The 20,576-nt window shown below is 64.9% G+C and carries 17 protein-coding genes; 11 read left to right on the plus strand and 6 right to left on the minus strand.

From position 1 onward, the window contains the following. The first annotated feature begins 100 nt into the window (after nucleotides 1–100). Together AC1ROW_RS19370 and AC1ROW_RS19375 are read left to right on the plus strand one after the other, a co-directional pair. The gene (locus AC1ROW_RS19370; protein WP_493020892.1) at nucleotides 101–877 is read left to right on the plus strand and encodes an SDR family NAD(P)-dependent oxidoreductase; all 777 of its coding nucleotides are present in this window, start codon (nucleotides 101–103) and stop codon (nucleotides 875–877) included. A gap of 61 nt (nucleotides 878–938) precedes the next feature. Further along, a complete protein-coding gene (locus AC1ROW_RS19375; RefSeq protein WP_493020894.1) occupies nucleotides 939–1,916 on the plus strand; it encodes a DUF4432 family protein in 978 nt (325 codons plus the stop codon). 78 nt (nucleotides 1,917–1,994) lie between these two features. Here the strand turns inward: AC1ROW_RS19375 and AC1ROW_RS19380 are convergent, their stop codons facing one another. The 4 genes from AC1ROW_RS19380 to AC1ROW_RS19395 form a co-directional block, all read right to left on the minus strand. Continuing rightward, on the minus strand, nucleotides 1,995–2,315 hold the full coding sequence (locus AC1ROW_RS19380) for a hypothetical protein (protein ID WP_493020896.1): 321 nt from the start codon (nucleotides 2,313–2,315) through the stop codon (nucleotides 1,995–1,997). A 197-nt stretch (nucleotides 2,316–2,512) separates the two neighbouring features. Continuing rightward, nucleotides 2,513–4,345, minus strand: a complete 1,833-nt coding sequence (locus AC1ROW_RS19385) for a phosphoenolpyruvate carboxykinase (GTP) (RefSeq protein ID WP_493020898.1) — start codon at nucleotides 4,343–4,345, stop codon at nucleotides 2,513–2,515. Nucleotides 4,346–4,672: 327 nt separating this feature from the next. Continuing rightward, on the minus strand, nucleotides 4,673–5,953 hold the full coding sequence (locus tag AC1ROW_RS19390; protein WP_493020900.1) for an ATP-binding protein: 1,281 nt from the start codon (nucleotides 5,951–5,953) through the stop codon (nucleotides 4,673–4,675). Between the two features lie 208 nt (nucleotides 5,954–6,161). Beyond that, the gene (locus tag AC1ROW_RS19395) at nucleotides 6,162–7,634 is read right to left on the minus strand and encodes a helix-turn-helix domain-containing protein (protein WP_493020902.1); all 1,473 of its coding nucleotides are present in this window, start codon (nucleotides 7,632–7,634) and stop codon (nucleotides 6,162–6,164) included. Between the two features lie 104 nt (nucleotides 7,635–7,738). On the opposite strand from AC1ROW_RS19395, the gene aceA reads away from it, so the two are divergent. Both aceA and aceB read left to right on the plus strand, forming a co-directional pair. After that, nucleotides 7,739–9,049 (plus strand): isocitrate lyase, encoded by a 1,311-nt coding sequence (gene aceA, locus AC1ROW_RS19400; protein WP_493020904.1) that lies wholly within the window; start codon nucleotides 7,739–7,741, stop codon nucleotides 9,047–9,049. 19 nt (nucleotides 9,050–9,068) lie between these two features. Beyond that, nucleotides 9,069–10,703 (plus strand): malate synthase A, encoded by a 1,635-nt coding sequence (aceB, locus tag AC1ROW_RS19405; protein WP_493020906.1) that lies wholly within the window; start codon nucleotides 9,069–9,071, stop codon nucleotides 10,701–10,703. Between the two features lie 571 nt (nucleotides 10,704–11,274). Here the strand turns inward: aceB and AC1ROW_RS19410 are convergent. Both AC1ROW_RS19410 and AC1ROW_RS19415 read right to left on the minus strand, forming a co-directional pair. After that, a complete protein-coding gene (locus tag AC1ROW_RS19410; RefSeq protein ID WP_493020908.1) occupies nucleotides 11,275–11,556 on the minus strand; it encodes a hypothetical protein in 282 nt (93 codons plus the stop codon). A 353-nt stretch (nucleotides 11,557–11,909) separates the two neighbouring features. Further along, nucleotides 11,910–13,439 (minus strand): carotenoid oxygenase family protein, encoded by a 1,530-nt coding sequence (locus AC1ROW_RS19415; protein WP_493020910.1) that lies wholly within the window; start codon nucleotides 13,437–13,439, stop codon nucleotides 11,910–11,912. A 205-nt stretch (nucleotides 13,440–13,644) separates the two neighbouring features. On the opposite strand from AC1ROW_RS19415, the gene AC1ROW_RS19420 reads away from it, so the two are divergent. The 7 genes from AC1ROW_RS19420 (at nucleotide 13,645) to AC1ROW_RS19450 (ending at nucleotide 20,555) form a co-directional block, all read left to right on the plus strand. Continuing rightward, entirely contained in the window at nucleotides 13,645–14,910 is a 1,266-nt protein-coding gene (locus tag AC1ROW_RS19420; protein WP_493020912.1) for a PucR family transcriptional regulator, read from the plus strand. A gap of 4 nt (nucleotides 14,911–14,914) precedes the next feature. After that, complete coding sequence (locus tag AC1ROW_RS19425; protein WP_493020914.1) at nucleotides 14,915–15,379, plus strand: nuclear transport factor 2 family protein; 465 nt, start codon at nucleotides 14,915–14,917, stop codon at nucleotides 15,377–15,379. A 195-nt stretch (nucleotides 15,380–15,574) separates the two neighbouring features. Further along, nucleotides 15,575–16,522, plus strand: coding sequence for a sugar ABC transporter substrate-binding protein (locus tag AC1ROW_RS19430; protein WP_493020916.1), 948 nt, complete (start codon nucleotides 15,575–15,577; stop codon nucleotides 16,520–16,522). Between the two features lie 6 nt (nucleotides 16,523–16,528). Continuing rightward, complete coding sequence (locus AC1ROW_RS19435; RefSeq protein WP_493020918.1) at nucleotides 16,529–17,569, plus strand: ABC transporter permease; 1,041 nt, start codon at nucleotides 16,529–16,531, stop codon at nucleotides 17,567–17,569. Next, nucleotides 17,569–18,348, plus strand: a complete 780-nt coding sequence (locus tag AC1ROW_RS19440; protein WP_493020920.1) for an ATP-binding cassette domain-containing protein — start codon at nucleotides 17,569–17,571, stop codon at nucleotides 18,346–18,348. Before AC1ROW_RS19435 ends, AC1ROW_RS19440 begins: the two co-directional genes overlap by 1 nt. A gap of 27 nt (nucleotides 18,349–18,375) precedes the next feature. Next, complete coding sequence (locus tag AC1ROW_RS19445) at nucleotides 18,376–19,863, plus strand: aldehyde dehydrogenase family protein (RefSeq protein ID WP_493020922.1); 1,488 nt, start codon at nucleotides 18,376–18,378, stop codon at nucleotides 19,861–19,863. A 155-nt stretch (nucleotides 19,864–20,018) separates the two neighbouring features. Then, nucleotides 20,019–20,555, plus strand: a complete 537-nt coding sequence (locus AC1ROW_RS19450) for a nuclear transport factor 2 family protein (RefSeq protein ID WP_493020924.1) — start codon at nucleotides 20,019–20,021, stop codon at nucleotides 20,553–20,555. The last annotated feature ends 21 nt before the right edge of the window (nucleotides 20,556–20,576 follow it).

The following is a 20,576-nucleotide window of genomic DNA, read 5'->3' on the forward strand; positions in this document are numbered from 1 at the left end:
GTCAGCTCAGGGGAGGGTGCTCATCCCAACCGGACAAACGACCGTGGCGAACAAGCTCACCGCTCAAGACAGAACGCCATTCGACTGAAGAGAGAGATTAATGACCTCATCATCCCGACCCCGCATTGTGATCACCGGAGTCTCGCGCGGAATCGGACGGGAGCTGGCCCTTTCGGCTGCCGACGCCGGCTATGACGTCGCCGGAATCCATCGTGGCGCGGACCCGGCTGTTACGGACCGCCTCACGGGGGAACTGGAGGAAAGGGGCGCGTCCGCAATCATCCTTACGGGCGACACGGGCGTCACAGCGGATGTCGATCGACTCGCGAACGAAGTCGCCGCTGAATGGGGCGGAATCGACGTGTGGGTCAACAATGCCGCCCGGCTGCTCGTGCAGCCGTTTCTAGAGATGGAGGACGCGGACTGGGTATCCCTTCTGAACTCGAACCTCATGGGATATGTCCGAGGCTGCCGCGCTGCGGCGCGCTACATGACGCCTGCCCGACATGGCCGAATCATCAACGTAAGCTCCGTTGTGGAGACTCAGCCCCCCACCGAGATGACCGGCTACGTCACTGCGAAGGGCGGTATCGGGGGGCTTACCCGTGCACTCGCAGTCGAACTTGCGCCGACCGGTGTCACCGTCAATGCCGTTGCGCCTGGGGCGACAGAGACCCCCCTAAATGCCGAGGCATGGACGGAGGCAGTGCGCGAGACCTACCGTCAGCGGATCCCGATGCGGAGGATCGCGGCGCCCGAGGATATCGCAGACGCCATCCTGATGGTCGCTTCCGACGCTTCTCGGTATATGACGGGTCAAACCATCAACGTGGATGGGGGACTGGTGCTCAACGGTTCGGTCGGCCACCAACGATGACGACAACACGCTCGCGCATTACGCATCGTCGGCCTCTTCGCCGGTCAAAGGGCGATTCCTGATGATCACTCTGAAATCAGATCGCCTGGCGGTAACCCTCGACCCGTCCCGCGGCGGGGAGATCACCTCTATCGTGACAGAGGACCGCCCCAACGCGCTCGCCTACTACAACTGGTCAACGCCACTCGAGGCCGGTATCGGTCCCTCCTACGGCAGTACCGAAATGGATTGGCTGTCCAAATACAGGGCTGGCTGGCAGTTCCTCTTTCCTAATTCCGGTGCAGAATCCCACTTGGACGGGGTACCGGTCGCTTTCCACGGAGAGGCTTCCCTAGCCCCGGTGGTCGTGGAAGATGTGGCGCCAGAGAGCTGCACTATTCGTACGACCGCCCGGTTGTCACTGGAGTTGCGCCGGACAATCCGAGTTTCCCCGACATCGCCCACGATCTATGTAGAGGAGGCGGTAACGAATATTGGGTCGAAATCCACGCAGTTCCTCTGGGGGCACCACCCAACCTTTCCTGCGCTACCTGGCGCCCGCATCGACCTACCGGGCGCTGACTTCTCGGTCGAACCGGCTACGCCAGGCGACCTCAACCCGAACCGTGGCACATGGCCCGTCTCGACTCGAACCGACGGAGATTCGGTAGATCTCAGTGAGATCCCCGACCAAACGATGGTCAGGCTGATCTACCTGCATGAGCTGAGATCCGCGTGGGCCGCGCTTCGCAATCCCTCCGGAGCCGACTTGCCCCCTGGAATCGCGATGAGCTGGGACCTCGCCGCATACCCCTACCTGTGGCTGTGGCTCCAGAACGCCGATCCGGGGTTCCCGTGGTTCGGGCGAGCCAGAATGGTGGGCATCGAGCCCCAGCGCTCGTGGCCCTTCGACGGGCTGGCCGCGGCGGCCGCGAGAGGACAGGCAGTCACCCTCGCCCCGCAACAGTCAACATCCTCCTGGCTCACCCTTACTGTGCTTGACGACAGTCGCCGTCCCGTCACCGGCGTAGACCGGGACGGTACGGTGCACCACGGCTGACGCCGTTTTACCGGTCGAAATCTCGGAAGAGTCGGTCAGCGGCACCGTGGCCGATCCCCGGAAGGTAGAGCCCTCAGCTCACGCCCTCGATAACCATTCGCTGGTGCGGATGTACGAGATGGTGTCGCCCGAGAGAAGCTCGGCACGCCTCCCGATGAACAGACCCGGCACATCGCAGCTTCGACCGGAGAAGGTGACGTCGGAGGATCCATCCCGAAGGTAAAGCGTGATGGCATACGTGGCGACGACAATGCTGGCACTACAGAGAACCAGATAATCCCCGAACTCGTCGACCATCGCGTCAGAAACGTTCTTCCAGGCTCCTGACCAGAACTGCTCCGGCTCGTCCCGATCCACCACCGTCGTGCGGTGATCCGCGTCCAGGTCGATTACGATCATGTGTGGCGCCTTATTCTTGAGTGCCATCGGGACCGCCCGCGATATTGGGTGGCAGCTTTAGTCGACTCATCATCGCCCACGCGCGCCGGGCTCACAAGCCTGGGGTTCCCGTTATGCGCGGATCACGGCGACAGCGGGCCTAGGCGGCTTCTCTCCTGTGATAGCCAGAGCCCGATCCCTATGCCGCGACAGCTCATTCATCCTCGAAGGTTATGTCGGAGGGAGGCGAGCTCGGCGTGGAGGGCGGCAGGGACGCGGGAGCCGAAGCGGTCGAAGAACTCCTCGGTGAGATCGCACTCGGACAGCCAGCCCTCCGGATCGATCTCAAACAACGCCTGCACGTCCTCCGCCGGGAGATCAACGCCGTTGAGATCGAGCTCCTCGACGACGGGGAGCCGGCCGATCGCCGTGCTCACACTGCGGGCGCTGCCCTCGACGCGGCGCGCGATCCACGCGATCACGCGGGCGTTCTCGCTGAAGCCGGGCCACAGGAAGCCACCGTCGGCGCCCTTCCGAAACCAATTCACCTGAAACACAGCTGGGGCGTTGTCACCCAACTTCTCGCCCATCTCGAGCCAGTGCGCCCAGTGGTCGGCCATGTTGTAGCCGCAGAAGGGCAGCATCGCGAACGGATCGCGCCGAAGCTCCCCGACCGTGCCCTCGGCGGCTGCCGTCTTCTCCGACGAGACCGTCGCGCCCATGAACACGCCGTGGCGCCAGTCCCGCGCCTGCGCGACCAACGGGACGTTCGTCGCCCGCCGCCCGCCGAACAGGATCGCGTCGATGGGCACCCCGTCGAACGCGTCCCAGTCGTCGGCGATGGACGGGCACTGCGCGGCGCTCACGGTGAAACGGGAATTCGGATGCGCGGCCGGGCAACCGCTCTCGGGCGTCCAGTCCTTCCCCTCCCAGTCGATCAAGTGCGCGGGCGGCTCGTCGGTCAGCCCCTCCCACCAGACGTCTCCGTCGTCGCGCAGTGCCACGTTGGTGAAGATGGTGTTGCCCCACAGAGTCTCGATGGCCGTGCGGTTCGTGCTGAGCCCGGTTCCGGGAGCGACGCCGAAGAAGCCGGCCTCTGGGTTGATCGCCCGCAGGCGGCCGTCCGGCCCGGGTCGCAGCCACGCGATGTCGTCGCCGATGGTCTCGACCTTCCAGCCAGGGATGCTCGGCTGAAGCATCGCGAGATTCGTCTTGCCGCAGGCGGACGGGAACGCGGCCGCGAAGTGGAAGACACGCCCCTCAGGCGAAGTGACCTTGATGATGAGCATGTGCTCGGCCAGCCAGCCCTCGTCGCGAGCCATCACCGAGGCAATCCGCAACGCGAAGCACTTCTTGGCGAGGATGGCGTTGCCGCCGTACCCGGAACCGTACGACCACACCTCCCGCGTCTCCGGGAACTGCACGATGTACTTGGTCTCGTTGCACGGCCAGGCGACGTCCTCGTGCCGGACCCCGGAGTCGTCGATCAGCGGCGCGCCGACGCTGTGCACGGTCGGCACCCACGGCTGCCCGCCGTCGATGAGGTCGAGCACGGTCGTGGTGACGCGGGTCATCATCCCGAGGCTCACCACGACGTAGGCGGAGTCGGTGAGTTGGATGCCGACCTGCGAGAGCGGTCCGCCGACCGGGCCCATGGAGAACGGCACCACGTACATGGTCCGGCCGCGCATGCTGCCGGCGAAGACCTCACGCAGCTCGGCGCGCATCCCCGACGGCTCCCGCCAGTTGTTGGTCGGGCCGGCGTCGCTCTCGACCTCCGAGCAGATGAAGGTGCGGTCCTCGACGCGGGCCACGTCGCCCGGGTCGGTACGTGCCAGGAAGCTGTTCGGCCGCCACTCCGGGTTCAGCCGGATCAACTTACCCTCCGCGACCAGCTCCTTGGTGAGCCGGTCGGCCTCGGCGACTGAGCCGTCGCACCAGATGATCTGGTCGGGCTGTGCGAGGGCGGAGATATCGTCGACCCATGCCCGCACAGCGTCGAGGCCAGCGCTGGGTGGTGTGTGGGCAGATGGTACTTCGACGATGCTCATGGGGTTCCTATTCCTAGAAAACTGATCGGCTACCTTTAGTTTCGGGAAAGATTTGTGCCGTCGCACGAACTTTTGCGCGAAGGAATTGCCATTCTTTCCTTATCCGCAAGTTCGGTGTCCACCCAGGCGCGTGGCCAGGCGAGCCAGCGGCACGGGGCCCGTTGGCGGGCTGATCGAAAGCGATGGGGGCGCGTGAGGAGGTCTTCGGGCCGGCGCCCGCAATCTGCCATGGGACGGCGGGGAGGGGGCCATCCCGGTGGTTAGCGAATGAGAGTTTCGGACTGGCGGGCGGTGCCGGTTCTGCGAAGATCGGTTACGAAACTCTGCTCAAAGTCGCGCCACGTTTTCGATGTCCTCGAGAAAATGGGCGGCAACTTCGGCCGATACGGTCGCACGGGTATTCAGGATCGCAGCAAGATAGTCGTCGGTAGAAACCCCCTCGGCGGTCGGTCGGTCATCACCGCGGATGGCTGCTTCGAAGGCGTGTTGTGACGCTTTTCTCGCCGCATACTCGATGTCCGCTGGGGAGAAGCCTGCTGTTCTGGCGACCAGCTGGGGGATATGCACGTCGCGGCGCGAATTTTCCGGGACGTATTTCAACCAGATCGACTCGCGCGCCGAGTCGTCGGGTAGGCCGATCGGAATGACGTAGTCGAACCGGCCGTGGCGCAGGAAAGCCGAATCCAGCGAACGAATGAAATTCGTGGCGCAGACAAGCAGTCGGTTGGGTTGATCTCGAAACGTCGGGATGATTTTCAAGAGTTCGTTGGTCACGCCTTGCATCGCTGAGGGAGGTTCCCCTCCGCGCTGTACGGCTATTTCCTCGACCTCGTCTATGAAAACCACTGCGTGTTCGAGTTCTGCGACTTTGAGGAACATTTCTCGTAGCGCTCCAGCAAGGCCAGCCGCGCTAGTACCGAGCCTGGACGGGAAGACTTCGACGAAGGACCACTCAAGGCGAGAGGCAATGGCGCGAGCGAATGTCGTCTTGCCCGTACCTGGAGGACCGAAAAGCACGACAGCGCTTGGAGGCTTGACACCATACTTCTCGGCGAGCTCCGCTTTTGCGAGAGGCATGACGAGTTTGCGCTCGAGCAGATTCTTCTCCTTCAGCATCCCCCCGATCGAATCCCACAATCCGCGCGGCAATGTGCGTCCGCCAAGTTCAGCTAGTGGGCCGAGTTCACGCCGCTGAACCGGGATGTCACGTTCGTAGTAACGAAGGCTCTGCTTGGCAAAGAAGCCCTGCTCAACGAAAGCGTCGGCTCGAACCTGGTCGTGGGGCAGAAGAACCGACAGCTTCGAAAGACCGAGGTGAGCCATCCGCTTCTCTAATGCCGAGAGAAGGGAACCCCCGACGCCGCGCCGCTGCCACTCGGGCGTGGTGGCCACGAAGACTATCCAGCCCTGAGCATGCGCTGCACGGCCAACGGCCGCGCCGATCACGAGCTCGTCTCGGACAGCGACAACCGCGTAATCCGCCTGGCACGATGCCAAGACCTCTGCCAGTCCGTATACCGGTTCCACTGCGTCATTGCGCACTTGTTCCCATAGCCGCAGGACAGCATCCATATCGTCGGCGTGAAAATCACGGATATGCCACTGCATTGAGGGGCCTCTCGCTGGAAGTCGGTCCGCCTTGTGCGGCCGCGTCGCTGGAAACGCTAGTGGCGGCCCGTGCACGAAGTCCCCGCTTCGCGACGGAAATACCGTCGTTCTTCAGACATCGAGAATTAACGGGGGTCCGAGACGGGAACCTTCAGCCGGTTTGGTTTCTCGTGAGCCCGCGGTTCCGGTCCCAAGCACCGAGTGCTTTCTAAAGCCCTTGCGATAGTTGCGACTTCTTTTCCAGGAACTCGTAGACTGCGGCTCGGTCGACCCCTGTGAAAGTGCCGGTCGGCATTGCCGCCAGGAGCGAGGAGTTCAGGCGGGCACTCGGCCACGCCTGCTCGTCCCACCGGCGAGCGAGGTCGGAGGACGGGCGCCGGCAGCACGTTTCGTCCGGGCAGCCCGAGGTCAGCCGATGTTCCGTGTCGCGTCCGCGGAACCACTTCGCCTCAGCGAACCGAGTGCCCACACTGATTGAGAACTCGCCGGTAGACGAGGATGCCACATGAGAAGTGCACCAGTATGTGCCTCGCGGCTTGTCGGTGTACTGCGAGTACGGTGTCATCCGATCCGCGCGCTCGAAGACTTGCCGCGCGCTCCAATAGCGGCAGACCAGTTGACCCTCCACGGTTCCCAGGGCGTCGGTTGGGAACTGTGCCCCGTCGTTTTGGTACGCCTTCGAGATCGCTCCTGAGGCGTGCACCTTGAGAAAGTGGACGGGGATGCCGAGGTGCTCGGTCGCAAGGTTCGTAAACCTGTGTGCCGCGATCTCGTAGCTGACGGAGAACGCGTCGCGAAGGTCCTCTACCGAGAGTTCGCGGGCTTGTTTCGCCGCACCCAGGACCTCGACCGCGCTTGCCTCGGGTATCAGAAGCGCGCCGGCGAGATAGTTCGTCTCGACGCGCTGACGGAGGAGTTCGCCGAAGTCCTGAGGCTCCCGCTTTCCGAGTACATGCGCGGCGATCGCCTGCAGCAGAGTCGAGCGTGGATCGGATCCTACGCGGATCGGCAGGTAGATTCGGCCGTTTTGGATGTCCGTGATGCTTCGGGTGGATTCGGGTAGGTCCCCGACGTAGTGCAGCGCAAACCCCAGATGCGCCGCGAGTTCGCCCGTGGCGCGTTGGGAGAGCGGGCCGCCGGTGTGTCCGATGGCTGCAAGGAGCTCACGGGCGGTCTGCTCGAGTTCCGGGTAGTAGTTGCCCTTGCGACTTTGCTCGGCGCGGAGCTCTCCGTTCGCCCGGCGAGCCTCTTCCGGGGTAGTCGCCCGTTCTCGGTGGAGCCGCTCGAGCTCTGCATGCAGTCCGAGCACGGTCTCGATCGCCTCGTCGCTCAAGGACTTGCGCACAGGCAGCGGCGGGAGACCGAGGGCTTGATAGAGAGGACCGCGCTGGGCGCGCTCCAGGGCCACCTCGAGCGCAGCGCGGTGAGTCGGGGGCTCAGGATTCAGGAGGTCGGCGACGCGTACGCCAAGAGCTCGGGCCAGCTTCTCCAGTTCGCCGAGCTTGAGTTCGCGGCGGCCGTTCTCGATGACCGACATCTGGGACACCGAGCGACCCAGCACGTCAGCTAGGTCGTCGAGCTTCAGACCCCGTTCAGTGCGGAGCGTTCGGATACGACGTCCGACGATGAGTGGATCAAGCATGCTCTCATCGTCGACGGCGATTAGGCTCTCGGGGTCCATGCAGACCATCGTGACACAGTCGGAATTGCGATAAATCGAAATTTCGGGTTTTTCTTGCTGGGCACAGCCGAAATTCGGACGCAGTCTCCGGTCATCCTGAACCCATGACCACATTTTCAACGCCCGGCCCGGGCGATCAGACCCAGACCGCCGCCGAATTGCGAGCCGAATGGGACGCCGACCCGCGATGGTCCAATGTGCGCCGCGACTACACGGCTGAGGACGTCGTCGCCCTGCGCGGACCGGTCCGGGAAGAACGAACCCTCGCGCGTCGCGGCGCCGAGCGCCTGTGGGAGCTAATCGCGGCCAATGAGGATCCCACTGAATGGATCGCTGCCCTTGGTGCGATTACCGGAAACCAGGCCGTGCAGCAGGTGCGGGCTGGGTTGAAGGCTATCTACCTTTCCGGATGGCAGGTGGCCGCGGACGGCAACCTCGCCGGCCAGACCTACCCCGACCAGAGCCTGTACCCGGCCAACTCCGTGCCCGCCGTCGTTCGACGCATCAACAACGCATTGCTGCGTGCCGGCCAGATCTCGCATGGCACGGCCGACGACCGCGACTGGATGGCGCCGATCGTTGCGGATGCGGAGGCCGGTTTTGGCGGTCCGCTGAATGCGTACGAACTCATGCACCAGATGATCGAGGCAGGCGCGGCCGGCGTCCACTGGGAAGACCAGCTGGCCAGCGAGAAGAAGTGCGGGCACATGGGTGGCAAGGTGCTCGTCCCTACCAGCCAGCACATCCGTACCCTCAACGCAGCACGCCTCGCCGCGGACGTCGCAGGAGTTCCGACCATCGTCATCGCCCGCACGGACGCACTGGCGGCAACTCTCCTGACCAGCGATGTGGACGAACGCGATCGACCGTTCCTCAGCGGGCCGCGCACGGCGGAGGGCTTCTACGAGGTTCAGAACGGCATCGAGCCGGTGCTGGCGCGTGGTCACGCGTACGCGCCTTACGCGGACCTGCTCTGGGTAGAGTCCGCCGAGCCGGACCTCGACCTGGCGCGGCGCTTCGCGGAGAGCATCCACTCCGAATTCCCGGACCAGAAGCTGGCGTACAACTGCTCGCCAAGCTTCAACTGGCGCCGCCACCTCGACGACGCCACGATCGCACGGTTCCAGCGCGAGCTGTCGGCGATGGGGTATGCATTCCAGTTCATCACCCTCGCTGGCTTCCACTCCCTCAACTACGGCATGTTCGACCTCGCCAGTCGCTACGCCGAGACGCAGATGAGCGCATACGTCGATCTGCAGGAGCAGGAGTTCGCCGCCGAGAAGCGCGGCTACACCGCGACCAAGCATCAGGCCGAGGTCGGAACCGGATACTTCGACCGAATCGCGACCGCCCTCAACCCCGACTCGCAGACCCTCGCTCTCGTGGGCTCCACCGAGTCCGACCAGTTCCACTAAGACCGTAAGGGGAACCATCATGACCAGCACGCGCATCGAACAGCTCGCCCCTCGCGGCGACCGATTCGATGAGATCCTCACCCCCGAGGCTATGCGCTTCCTCGCGCGACTGCACGATCAGTTCGCGCACCGACGTCAGGAGCGGCTGATCGCCCGCAAGCGCCGCGCTCGCGAGATCGAGAACGGCCGCGACTTCGGTTTCCTTCCGGAGACCGAAGCGGTCCGCCAGGAACAGAGTTGGCGTGTGGCCGGACCGGGCCCCGGCCTCGAGGACCGTCGGGTGGAGATCACTGGACCAACCGACCGCAAGATGGCGATCAACGCCCTCAACTCCGGCGCGCGCGTCTGGCTCGCCGACCACGAGGACGCCCTCAGCCCGACTTGGGACGCCGTCATCGGCGGCCAGGTGAACCTGCGCGACGCTGTGCGCGGTAAACTCGCCTTCACCTCACCCGAGGGCAAGGACTACCGTGTGACCGCGGAGCGCACACCGACGATCGTCTTCCGGCCCCGCGGCTGGCACCTGGTCGAGAAGCACCTTCGGTACGTGGACCGGTCGGGGATCGGCTCAGCGGCGTCCGCGTCACTCGTCGACTTCGGGCTTTACGCCTTCCACAACGCTCGGGCGCTCGTGGAAGGTGGGCGTGGCCCGTACTTCTACCTGCCGAAGATCGAGTCGCATCTCGAGGCGCGCCTCTGGGACGACGTGTTCACGTTCACCGAGAACGCGCTCGGGCTTCAGCACGGCACGATCCGTGCGACCGTACTCATCGAGACTATTCCGGCTGCCTTCGAGATGGAGGAGATCCTCTACGAGCTGCGCGATCACGCCGCAGGTCTGAACGCCGGCCGGTGGGACTACATCTTCTCGATCATCAAGTATTACCGCGATCGCGGCCGCCGATACCTGCTGCCCGACCGTGCCCGGATCACGATGGCGGTGCCGTTCATGCGCGCCTATACGGAACTGCTGGTTTCCACGTGCCACCGACGCGGAGCCCAGGCGGTCGGTGGGATGAGCGCATTCATCCCGAACCGGCGCAAGCCTGAGGTGACAGAACGTGCCCTTGCACAGGTTGCCGCCGACAAACGGCGCGAAGCGGAGGCCGGCTTCGACGGCTCATGGGTCGCCCACCCGGATCTTGTGGAAGTTGCGACAGCGGAGTTCGACGCGATCCTCGAGGAACGGCCGAATCAGATGGACCGGCAGCGCGACGACGTCCATGTGGACGCCGCTCAACTCCTAGACGTCCACGTCGAGGACTCGCTGATCACCGATGCCGGCGTGCGAACCAATGTCTCGGTGGCTTTGCGTTATATAGAGGCATGGCTGCGCGGCATCGGAGCCGTCGCCATCGACGATCTCATGGAGGACGCGGCGACAGCGGAGATCAGTCGAGCGCAGTTGTGGCAGTGGATTCGAAACGGCGTCAGGACCGAAGAAGGCACACTCATCACCCGCGGACGCATCAAGACGATCCTCGATGAGATCCTCGCCCACCAGCCCAGGACCGGGGACGACCGGTTCGACGATGCGGCTGTAATCTTCCGCGGCACAACCCTCGCCACAGATTTCCCGCCCTTTCTGACCATTGGGGCGTACGCGCAGTTCTTGGTCGAGGACCGTGAAGAGGAACTCGCTCCCGCTGTGTGAAACCGACCGAGGTAAAGCCGAAAGGTCGAGCGCGGTGGGGGCAGGGGTTGGTGCTCGGATCGTGTCCGGGTGGTGGAGAGGTCGAGCAAGAACAGCGCGCTTGTGTGATCCATCAGAAGTCTCTGACGAAGCTGCATCAACAGAGCTCTGACGTTTCGGCTGGGTTCGGTCCTGACAGTTGCCCTCAATGTCTGAGGGATGAGCCGTGTTGACCCTGTTTATCCTCGTGTCCGTCTCGTGGTCGTTCAGTGGCCCGCGGATGCGCCACGCGGGTCGATCAGGTGCGCACCAGCCGATCTCGTCCGAGATAAGCGCCCTGGGGCGTCAGAGATCGACTCGAAGAACCGCGTGCGATCGCCTCTCCTTGAGCGAGCCGCCGGCGGCGGCGCTGTTCTTGTCTGTTTTGTTAGTCTTTCCGGCTGCCGATCGTAGCCCGGCACGGAGAACCGGGAACGAACTACGATCAACGGCCAGACAGACGGACAATTCAGCAAGCGGGGTGCCGCTCGCGGCTTCAATCACTGGTACATGGATCGAGCCCACGCCGTTTGTGGCGTGGGCTCGTGGGTGGTTACTGGCAGCTGTCGCACTGCAGGTCTTCCAGCGGGTGGATGGGAACCAGGTATTCGAGGGTGTCGCCCTGGTAGTGGGCGTCGCCGAGTTCGTCGTCGGTGGCGTGTTCGTGGATCCAGGTGTCTGCGGTGGCCGGTTCTCCGAGTGCTCGGAGGAGGCCGGCGATGGCTTCGACTTCGATGCAGCTGAGCCGGGGTGCGATGTCGGCCGCGAGGTCGTGTTTGCTGAACACGGCGGTGAAGCGGGTGAGCTCGTTGGTGTCGGTGATGAGGGTGCTCATGATCGTCTTCCTCCCTGCTGATTGATGTGCCATGAAGGCACGCAGTGCCGATTAGGGAGTCTCGGCCGGCGTGCCACCCGTCAGGGCGACGTCAGTCGGCCCCGCAGGGGCTTGCGTGCAGGGCGGGCGACCGAACAATCGCCGCGGGCTTCACGACCGCGCCTACCATGCAGGAGAGGAGGGCAAGCGCGCAGATGGGGTCGGGTCAGTGTGGACGCTCGGATCGTCCGGGGAGGTTCCGACGGGACTGCGTCCTACCACACCCAGCCCCCATGTACTTGGCCGTCGTGGGCGGTGGAGGGATGCGGCAGCGTCCTCGTTCCACGCGGGCCAGCTCGACCGGTCGGGGTTGGTCAGGCTGTTTCGCGCTGCGCGCTGATCGCGGCGTCAAGTTGTTCGGCGTCGGCCCATGAGCCGTGGAAGGCGAACGGCACGCGCACGGGCAACTTGATGCGTGCGAGCGGGGCGGGTGTGAACGCGCTGGTCTCGTGGACGAGTAGCTCGGACAGTCCGGTCTCGCGGTTCCACCAGAGCGAGAGCAGGTACCCGTCGTTCTCCGCCGTAGCGCCACGGCGAGGGACGTAGATGGGTTCGCTCGGGTTGGTCAGCCCGTCCACGCCCTCGACGATGATCGTCTGGCCGGTGTCGAAGTCGAAGCGGGCCAGCCCGTCTGTCATGGTCTCAGTGGTGAGATCGCGGGTGGTCGCGAAGTAGCCGTACTGGAGCTGCTTGCCGAGCAGAGCGTCGTTGATCTTGGGGAACTCGCCCGCTACTCCGCTGAGCATACGGTTGGTCGCCTTCTTCGTCGCAGGGTCGAGCTTGAACCGCCAGGCCATGGCAGGGGGGAACCAGCTGTGCGACTCGATCGGGTCGTCGGGATTGTCGGCGGGGTTGCCGAGGCGGGCGATGACGTGGAGGTCGACCACGATCCGATCGTCGGTTTCGTAGGCGTTGAAGAAGTGCGTAGGAGCCAGCATCACGCCCGTGTCGTACCACGTCACCTGCTTGGTGCGCCGGTCGAGGACAGCGAACCGGCTGCCGCTCGGCACCGCCGCTTCGTCCCACAGCACGCCGGTGCGGCCATGCATGATCCGGTCGAGCCGGAACTGAGTGGGCGAGATAAGGAAGATCGCGTGGTGCTTGCTCACAATGTAGTCGTGCACCATCGCGGGGCAGCCCATGTCGAATGTGAAGCTATCGATGATGTTCGCGTCTCGCGCGTCGGCCTCGTACCAGGTGAGGCTCGAGCCGACGGCGGCGAAGAAGAGCATGTTCCCGCCATGCGGGTCGATCTTGTAGTGCGCGGTGCACAGGACGTCAAGTCCGCCGTTGAAGTCGTATGCGCCGAGCGTCTCGAGCGTCTCGGCGTTCATGGAGGTGGGGAGCCCGCCCTCGAAATAGACGAGGAGATGATCGGCGAAGAGACCCACGTTGGTGTTGGCGACGTTCTTGGCGGGCGGCGCGCCTGCAGGCAGGGGTGCAGGCGCCACGCTCGAGCCGTTCACGAAGCCGCTGTAGATCGCTTCGCCGGCCTCGACCTCGACCTTCATCGAATCGGTCATGACCCACTTCATCCGGAACGACGCTTTGCCGTCGCGGATATAGGTCGCCGCTACGCCGCCGTCGCCCTCCCACCAGTGATACCGGTCGAGGTCCCGAGGCGCGAACCGGGGATTGTTGGCGATCCGGAACAGCGCGCCGGCGAGGTCGTCAGGAAGCTTGCCGATGACCGGAAGGTCGAATGCCTCGGACTCTTCGGCCCACGGGGCGAAGGGGCCGTTGAGGAATTTGTTCGTCGTGTCCCACTGGACATCGGCGGCGTGGCGAGGTGCCGCGGCCCGCGGCAGGAACTGGGTAGGGGAGAGGAGGGGCGCACCGCGCATGAGAGTACTCCTTGAGGTTGCCACGGCATCGAGTGGCGTGGACGCCAGTCTGCGCTCCGTATACGTCGGATTTCTCCGGCTCTGAGGACCAAGATGAGCGCCGGACTTGTCGCCAGGCGACAACCACGCGCCCAACGAGAATTGCACCTACCGAGACCATCTCTTATTGTGATTGACGTCAAACGACAACAGTGGGGGGTTCCTCATGCAGCAGTGGCTAGAGTCGCTTGCTCCAGAGCGCGAGGTCCCGTCATCCGCCTCCGAACGCCTTCGCGTGTGGGGCGAGGAGCGGGTGGGTGCCGCGGCCGTGACATGGGCGGCGGAGATTACGGCGATCGTGACCTCCCAGCTCGCCGATCAGATGGTCGGTCGGGCGGGAGAGGTGGACATTGCGGGCGCACGGGGGTGCGAGGAGTGCCTGATCACCACGCTCGTCGGGCTCGCTGAAGACAGCGCCGCAGAGGTCATCACCCCGGAGGCCGCCCTGGACGACGCGCGAGTCGCCGCGCGGGCCGGCATACCGCTCGAGCGTCTCTTGAGGATCGTCTGGGCATGTCATGCCGCGGTGCAAGAGCGACTATTGGATGCGATCGGTTCGTCGGCGCCGGCCGACTCGCTGCTTCCGGAGGTGCGGCGGCTCGTGGCCCTCCTCGCACAGTTCATCGACCGGTACGTCACCGATATGAGCGCGACCTACGCGCAGGAGCGGTTGGAAAGCGAGAGCCGCCTCATCGTCGAACGCCGCCGGCTGGTCGATGCTGTGCTGGATGGTAGCGATGGTACAGACGAATCGGAACGCATCCTCGGGATCCGGTGGGACGAGCATCACCTCGCGGCGATCGGTTGGTCGGCGGCGGGCAACCGAGCGGTCCAACCGGAGGACAATGTCCTCCGATTCGCCGAGCGGGTCGGGCGCGTTGTCGGTGGATCGTGGCTTGTCGTCGAGCGGGGTGACCACGTCGAATTCCATTGGTCCTTCGCGCAGGCGATGCATCTCGATCACGCCGTCATCGACGCCGAACGCCCCGAGCGGATGAGGCTCGCGCTGGGAACGTCGGAGCATGGAGTCGAAGGATTCGTGTCCAGCACCAACGCGGCCCGCAGTGCGCGAGCCGTGGGTCTCATGCTTCGCGAGCCACCGCTGACCCTCAGCTACGACGACGTCAGCCTCCTTGCGTTGCTGTGCGCCGATCGCACTCAGGCCCGCGCGTTCGTGCGCCGGGAACTGGCCGGCCTGCTGGGGGAGGATGCGATGACCTCCTCGATCCGTGAGACGTTGCGTCATTTCCTCCTGCAGGGAAGAAGCAGGCAGGCAGCAGCGGAGGCCACGCACGTAGCGACGACGACCGTGGCGTATCGGGTCAAGCGCGCCGAAGAACGGCTCGACCGTTCCCCATTCCTGCGCACGCGCGAGACCATCGCGGCGCTCGAGCTCGCGAACGCCTTCCCGGAGTTCGTCGCGACGGTATAGTTCAGTGCAGTACAGTTTTGACACGAATGGCCGGCTCAACGAGGAGATCAACATGGTGGCGCAGTACGGGCAGACGACAGACAAGCTTGAGGCAAACAAGGCCCTAGCGATAAAGCTGATGGAAGTGCTGCTCGATCCGGAGACCGCGGACCAGGCACGCGAATACGTGACAGAGGAGTACATCCAACACAATCCCGACATTCCCTCGGGCGCCGAGGCGATCATCGCGTTCGCGAAGTCCGAGGCCGGCGCGGCCGCGCGGAAAGACATGCGGCCGTCGCCCGAGCCTCCGGTGATGGTCGCGGAGGGCGACCTGGTCGCGCAGATGATCGCGCGTGACCTGCCTGACCCCGACAACCCCGGCGGAACGTACCGCAGCTACTGGTTCGACCTGTGGCGCGTGGAGGATGGCCGCCTAGCCGAGCACTGGGATGCCGCGCCTAAGACCCCCGGCGGATTGTCGCTGTGACCCCGTTCCGATGACACGGGGCCACCTCACGCGGTGGCTTCAGGGGCGGCGCTGAACTGGCGCTGCGTGCGCTTTTTCTGCATCGCCTTCGGCTGCTGCGCGCATTGACAGATCCAGTTCAGTTCAGTACAGTTCAGTACAGTTTGGTTGCGGTGGCAACCATGAACCGGGCAGTGTAGCCCGAGAGGAGACTCGATGAAGAACTCAACCCGACTGACCGTCGTCGCGCTGGGAGGCGCGGCGCTGCTGGCGCTGGCGGGCTGCTCCGCTCCCGCCGCGATCGGCGGTGGATCGACGTCGGCAGCGACCGGAACAATCGCCTACTCGCCGACAAGTATCCAGATCCCGGTGCTGACGCAGACTGGCGACAAGCTAAAGGGGAGTTTCTCCGCTGCCGGCTACAAATACACTCTGATCGACGGCAACTACGACGCCGCGAACCAGATCCAGCAGGTCACCCAGGCGATGGACAACGGCAGCATCAAAGCCGCGTGGGTCGCTCCCGTCGCTGGGCCTGCTACGAAGCCGCTCGTGGAGCACGCGCAGCAGCTCGGAGTGCCGATCCTCGTGCAGACGGTGCCGGGAGCCATCGGCTTCAACGGCCCGCAGCCGGGAATCGTCTTCCAGGGACCGAACTTCGCCGCGTTCGGGAAGACGGTCGGTGAGCAGGTCGTGAAATGCGTCGCAGACAAGGGTCTGAAGAACCCTGCGGCGCTCCTGCTCAGCGGACCGGACACGCTGCCCGGTACAGCAGCCTCCAAAGCGGCGGCCCAGACCGCGTTCCGTAAGTCTGTTGATGTCGTCGGAGAGGCGCAGGTCGCCGACATCGCGGCGGCTCAGACGCAGACCAAGCAGCTCCTGGTCGCGCACCCGGACGCGAAAGTCGTGATCGCGCTGACCGATGAGGGCGCCCTCGGAGCGATCAACGCCTACAAGGCCGCCGGCGCGACCCCGGACTGTCTCATCCTCGGCGGTGGTGGACCCGACGCGCTCGCCGCGCAGAAGGCAGGCAAGATCACGACGATCGTCGCGTGGGACTTCCTTGGCGCCGTGCCCCAAGGGTGGGCGGCGCTCCAGAAGATCATCGCCCACCCAAAGGCCGAGGGCGCCGTCCTCGACATCCCCTTCACCGTCACGAAGTAGGAGCGCATGTCGGTCACTGCAACCGGGAGCGTGCACGTGGGGGGAGACACACACCGCCTCCCCCCACGCGTATCGGCCCTGATCTTCATCCGTGACCAGGGGCTTCTCATCCTCTGGGTACTCCTTGTCGTCGTGTTCAGCGTGACAGGAGCGCCGTACTTCTTCACCCTGGGCACCGGCGTGAGCGTGCTCAACAGTGCTGCAATCACGTCGATCTTCGCCGCCGGTCTCGGCATCGGGGTCATGACCGGCGTGCTCGACCTCTCGGTTCCCGGCACGGCGGCAGTGGTCGGTGTCAGCGTTGCGCTCCTGCTGAATGCTGGGGCGCCGGTTTGGCTCGCGCTGATCGTCGGAGTCGTCATCGGAGTCGTAGTCGGAGCGATCAACGGCATCGTCACCGTCCGAGGCTTCGATCCACTGATCGTCACCATCGGCATGCTCAGCGTGCTCACCGGAACGGCCCTCGTCCTCGCGGGAGGCGTCGACATCACAGGGCTTGTATCCCTCTCATTCCTCGGCACGCAGCGCTATCTCGGCATCCCTGCTCCCATCTACATCGCGGTCGCCCTGTTCGCCGTCTTGACGATCATGCTCAAGTTCACCCGAGTCGGCACTCGGCTCCTCGCCGTCGGCGGCAATGTCGAGGGCGCGCGGCGGGTCGGTATCCGGACCGAGTTCTATCGGGTGTTCGGTTTCGTGATCTCCGGCGTGTGCGCCGCAATCGGCGGAATCGTGAACACGTCGTACATCACGATCGCTCAACCTGCGGCGAGCACCGGCGTGATCTTCACAGCGCTCACCGCTGTCGCGCTGGCCGGCGTTCCGTTCGTCGGCGGCAGAGGAAGCCTGCCGAAGGTGTTCCTCGGGACCCTCGTGCTTGCCACCATCAGTGCCGGCCTGCTGATCTCTCAGGTGCAGACGTACTGGGCGACGATCGCAACCGGCGTGCTCCTGATCGGCGCACTTGCGCTCAACAAGGGCACCAATGAGTCGATATCTCGGCTGCTGCTGTCGAGCGGCCGATCCATCGGAAGGCGGCGGTCGTAATGGCGGGACCGGCATTCGAACTCCAAGACATCAGCGTCCACTACGGATTCCTCCGGGCCCTCGATCGCGTCAGCGTGAGCGTGGAGCCGGGTGAGGTCGTCGCCCTGCTCGGCGACAACGGTGCGGGAAAGTCGACCTTGCTCAAGGTGATGTCGGGCGCCCATCGGCCTACCACCGGCACCATCCGGGTGCATGGGACCGAGCACGCGTTCCGTGGACCGCGGGACGCGGCCGCGGCGGGCGTGCAGATGGTGTACCAGGACCTCGCGCTCGTGGACGCGATGGACATCGCGACGAATCTCTCGCTCGGGCTCGAACCGGTGCGCCGCGGCGTGCTCGGCTGGCTCGGATTCATCGATCGCAAGGCGATGCGGGCCAACTCGCAGCGGGAACTCGACGCGCTCGGCGTGCGGACCGCTCCGGTCACGAGGCCCGTCGAGATGCTGTCCGGCGGACAGCGCCAGGTGGTGGCGATCGCCCGAGCGGCCGCGCGGCTCGGGGAGCGCGGAGTGCTGCTCCTGGACGAGCCCACCGCCGCCCTCGGCCACGAGCAGACCGAGTTGGTCGAGGATCTGATCGTTCGACTCGCCAAACGGGGAATCGCGATCGTTGTCGTGACGCACAATCTGCCGCTTGCAGACCACGTCGCCCACCGCACAGTCGTCTTGAATCGTGGGCGCAAGGTCGCGGATGCCGTGACGAAGGACACGGACAAAGACCGGGTCGTCTCGTGGATCACGGGGGCCAGCGTCCAAGAGGGCTTCGAAGTCCAGGGCTAGCAAACCCAACCACGGAAGGAACAACCCATGTCAGCAATCACGGAGGCCGCTCCGGCCCTGATCGACGAAGGCGTGTTCGGCGGCAAAATCTATATCGACGGAGCGTGGACCTCCGGCGGTGGCGGCCAGCGCACCGTCGTCTCCCCGTCGACGGGCGAGGCGCTCGCGGTCGTCGGTCTGGCCGATACCGCGGACGTCGCACGGGCCGCGAAGAGCGCTGCCCGAGCACAAAAGGAATGGGCGGCGCTGCCGCATCCGGCGCGGGCTGAGGTGATGCGGAAGGCCGGTCAACTCTGGGAGCAGCACGCGGAAGAGATCATGAGCTGGAACATCCGCGAGGTAGGCGCCGTGCCCCCTCTCGCGGGGTTCGCGCTCCATGTGACCGCCGCGGAGACGTACGAGGCGGCCGCGTTGCCGTCTGCCCCGCTCGGGTCGGTCCTCGCGAGCGAAGAGCCGCGGCTCTCGCTCTCCCAGCAGGTCCCCGTCGGTGTCGTCGGCGTGATCGCGCCGTTCAATGTCCCGCTCATCCTCGCCATCCGCGCGGTCGCGCCCGCTCTCGCCCTCGGAAACGCCGTCCTCCTCAAACCCGACCCCCGCACGGTCGTCACCGGCGGCGTCTCGTTCGTCCGGATCTTCGAGGAGGCTGGTCTCCCCGCGGGTCTGCTGCAGCTCGTGCCGGGCGGCGCGGAGATCGGCGAGGCACTGGTCGCGGACCCGAATGTTCGCGTCATCGCCTTCACCGGGTCGACTCGCGCGGGCCGCACCGTCGGTGAGCTCGCCGGCAGACACCTCAAGCGCGCCCACCTCGAGCTCGGCGGCAACTCGGCATTCATCGTCCGGGAGGACGCCGACGTGGACCAGGCGGTCAATCTGGCTACCTGGGGCGCCTACTTGCATCAAGGTCAGATCTGCATGACCGTAGGACGCCACATCGTTCACGAGTCCATCTATGGGGAGTACGTCGCGAAGCTCGCCGCGAAGGCCGACTCGCTCGCCGTCGGAGACCCCGCCGCCGGCCCCGTGCATCTTGGACCCTTGATCGACGAGGTGCAGCGCGACCGCGTCCACACGCTGGTCCAGGACGCCGTCGCTCAGGGTGCCACGCTCGCGGCCGGCGGGACTTACGACGGGCTGTTCTATCGTCCGACCGTCCTCGCGAATCCCCCCAAGGATTCAGCTGCATATGCCGACGAGGTATTTGGTCCGGTTGCGTCGGTCGTCCCGTACTCGACCGACGACGAGGCGGTCGAGCTGGCCACCGACACCGACTACGGGCTCTCGCTCGGGATCGTCAGCCGCGATGTGCTCGGGGCATACGCGCTCGCGCAGCGTATCCCGACGGGCATCGTCCACATCAACGACCAGACGGTGAACGACGAGGCGAATTCGCCGTTCGGCGGCGTCGGGTCATCCGGCACGGGGTCACGCCACGGCGGAGCGCAGGCGAACATCGAAGCGTTCACGGAAACGCGCTGGATCACCCTGCGTCGCGAGCCAGGGCAGTATCCGTTCTGAGCACCGAATGGGCACGGTTGCGGCGGAGGCGTCGCAACCGTGCTCTTCGTTTGACACAAATATGGACTCAGAGTACAGTTTGAGAGAACAGTTCAGTTCAGTCCAGATCGTCGGAGTGATCCCCTCCGACAACCCACTCAATGAGGAGAAATGCGATGGCAGACAAGGTCTACTACGACGAGATTTCTGTCGAGGACCGGCTCAAGATCCAGGAGCTGTTCGCGCGTTACGCGTGGGCCCTCGATACGGGCGACACCGAGAGCTTTCTGGCCTGCTTCACGGAGGACGGCTGGCTGTCGTCGGTGGGCGGCGAGCGACGCATCGGGCACGAGGCGATCGCGAATGAGGTCTATCACCTCTGGTACGGGCGCAAGAACGCCTTCTTCGGACGCCTGCATCTGCTGAGCCACATGATCCTTACTCCCGAGGGCGATGACGTGCGGGCGAAGGCGTTCTTCCACATCCCCCAGTACGCGGTCGACTACATGAATACTTTCGTGTTCGGCATCGGCTACTGGGACAACCTCCTGACGAAGATCGACGGGCGCTGGTACTTCAAGGAGGTTCACCCCGTGCCATTCGTCAGTGAGGAGCACATCCCGTGGGTCGGCGAGAAGCCGACGCGCGATGTCGAGGTGCTTCCCATGGACCACAGCTTCGACAAGCACGAGTTCACAGGGCGCGCCGAGTAGCGGCACACCCGGCTGTCCCGG

It is taken from the genome of Leifsonia sp. GW821-FHT13C09 (assembly GCF_058806435.1).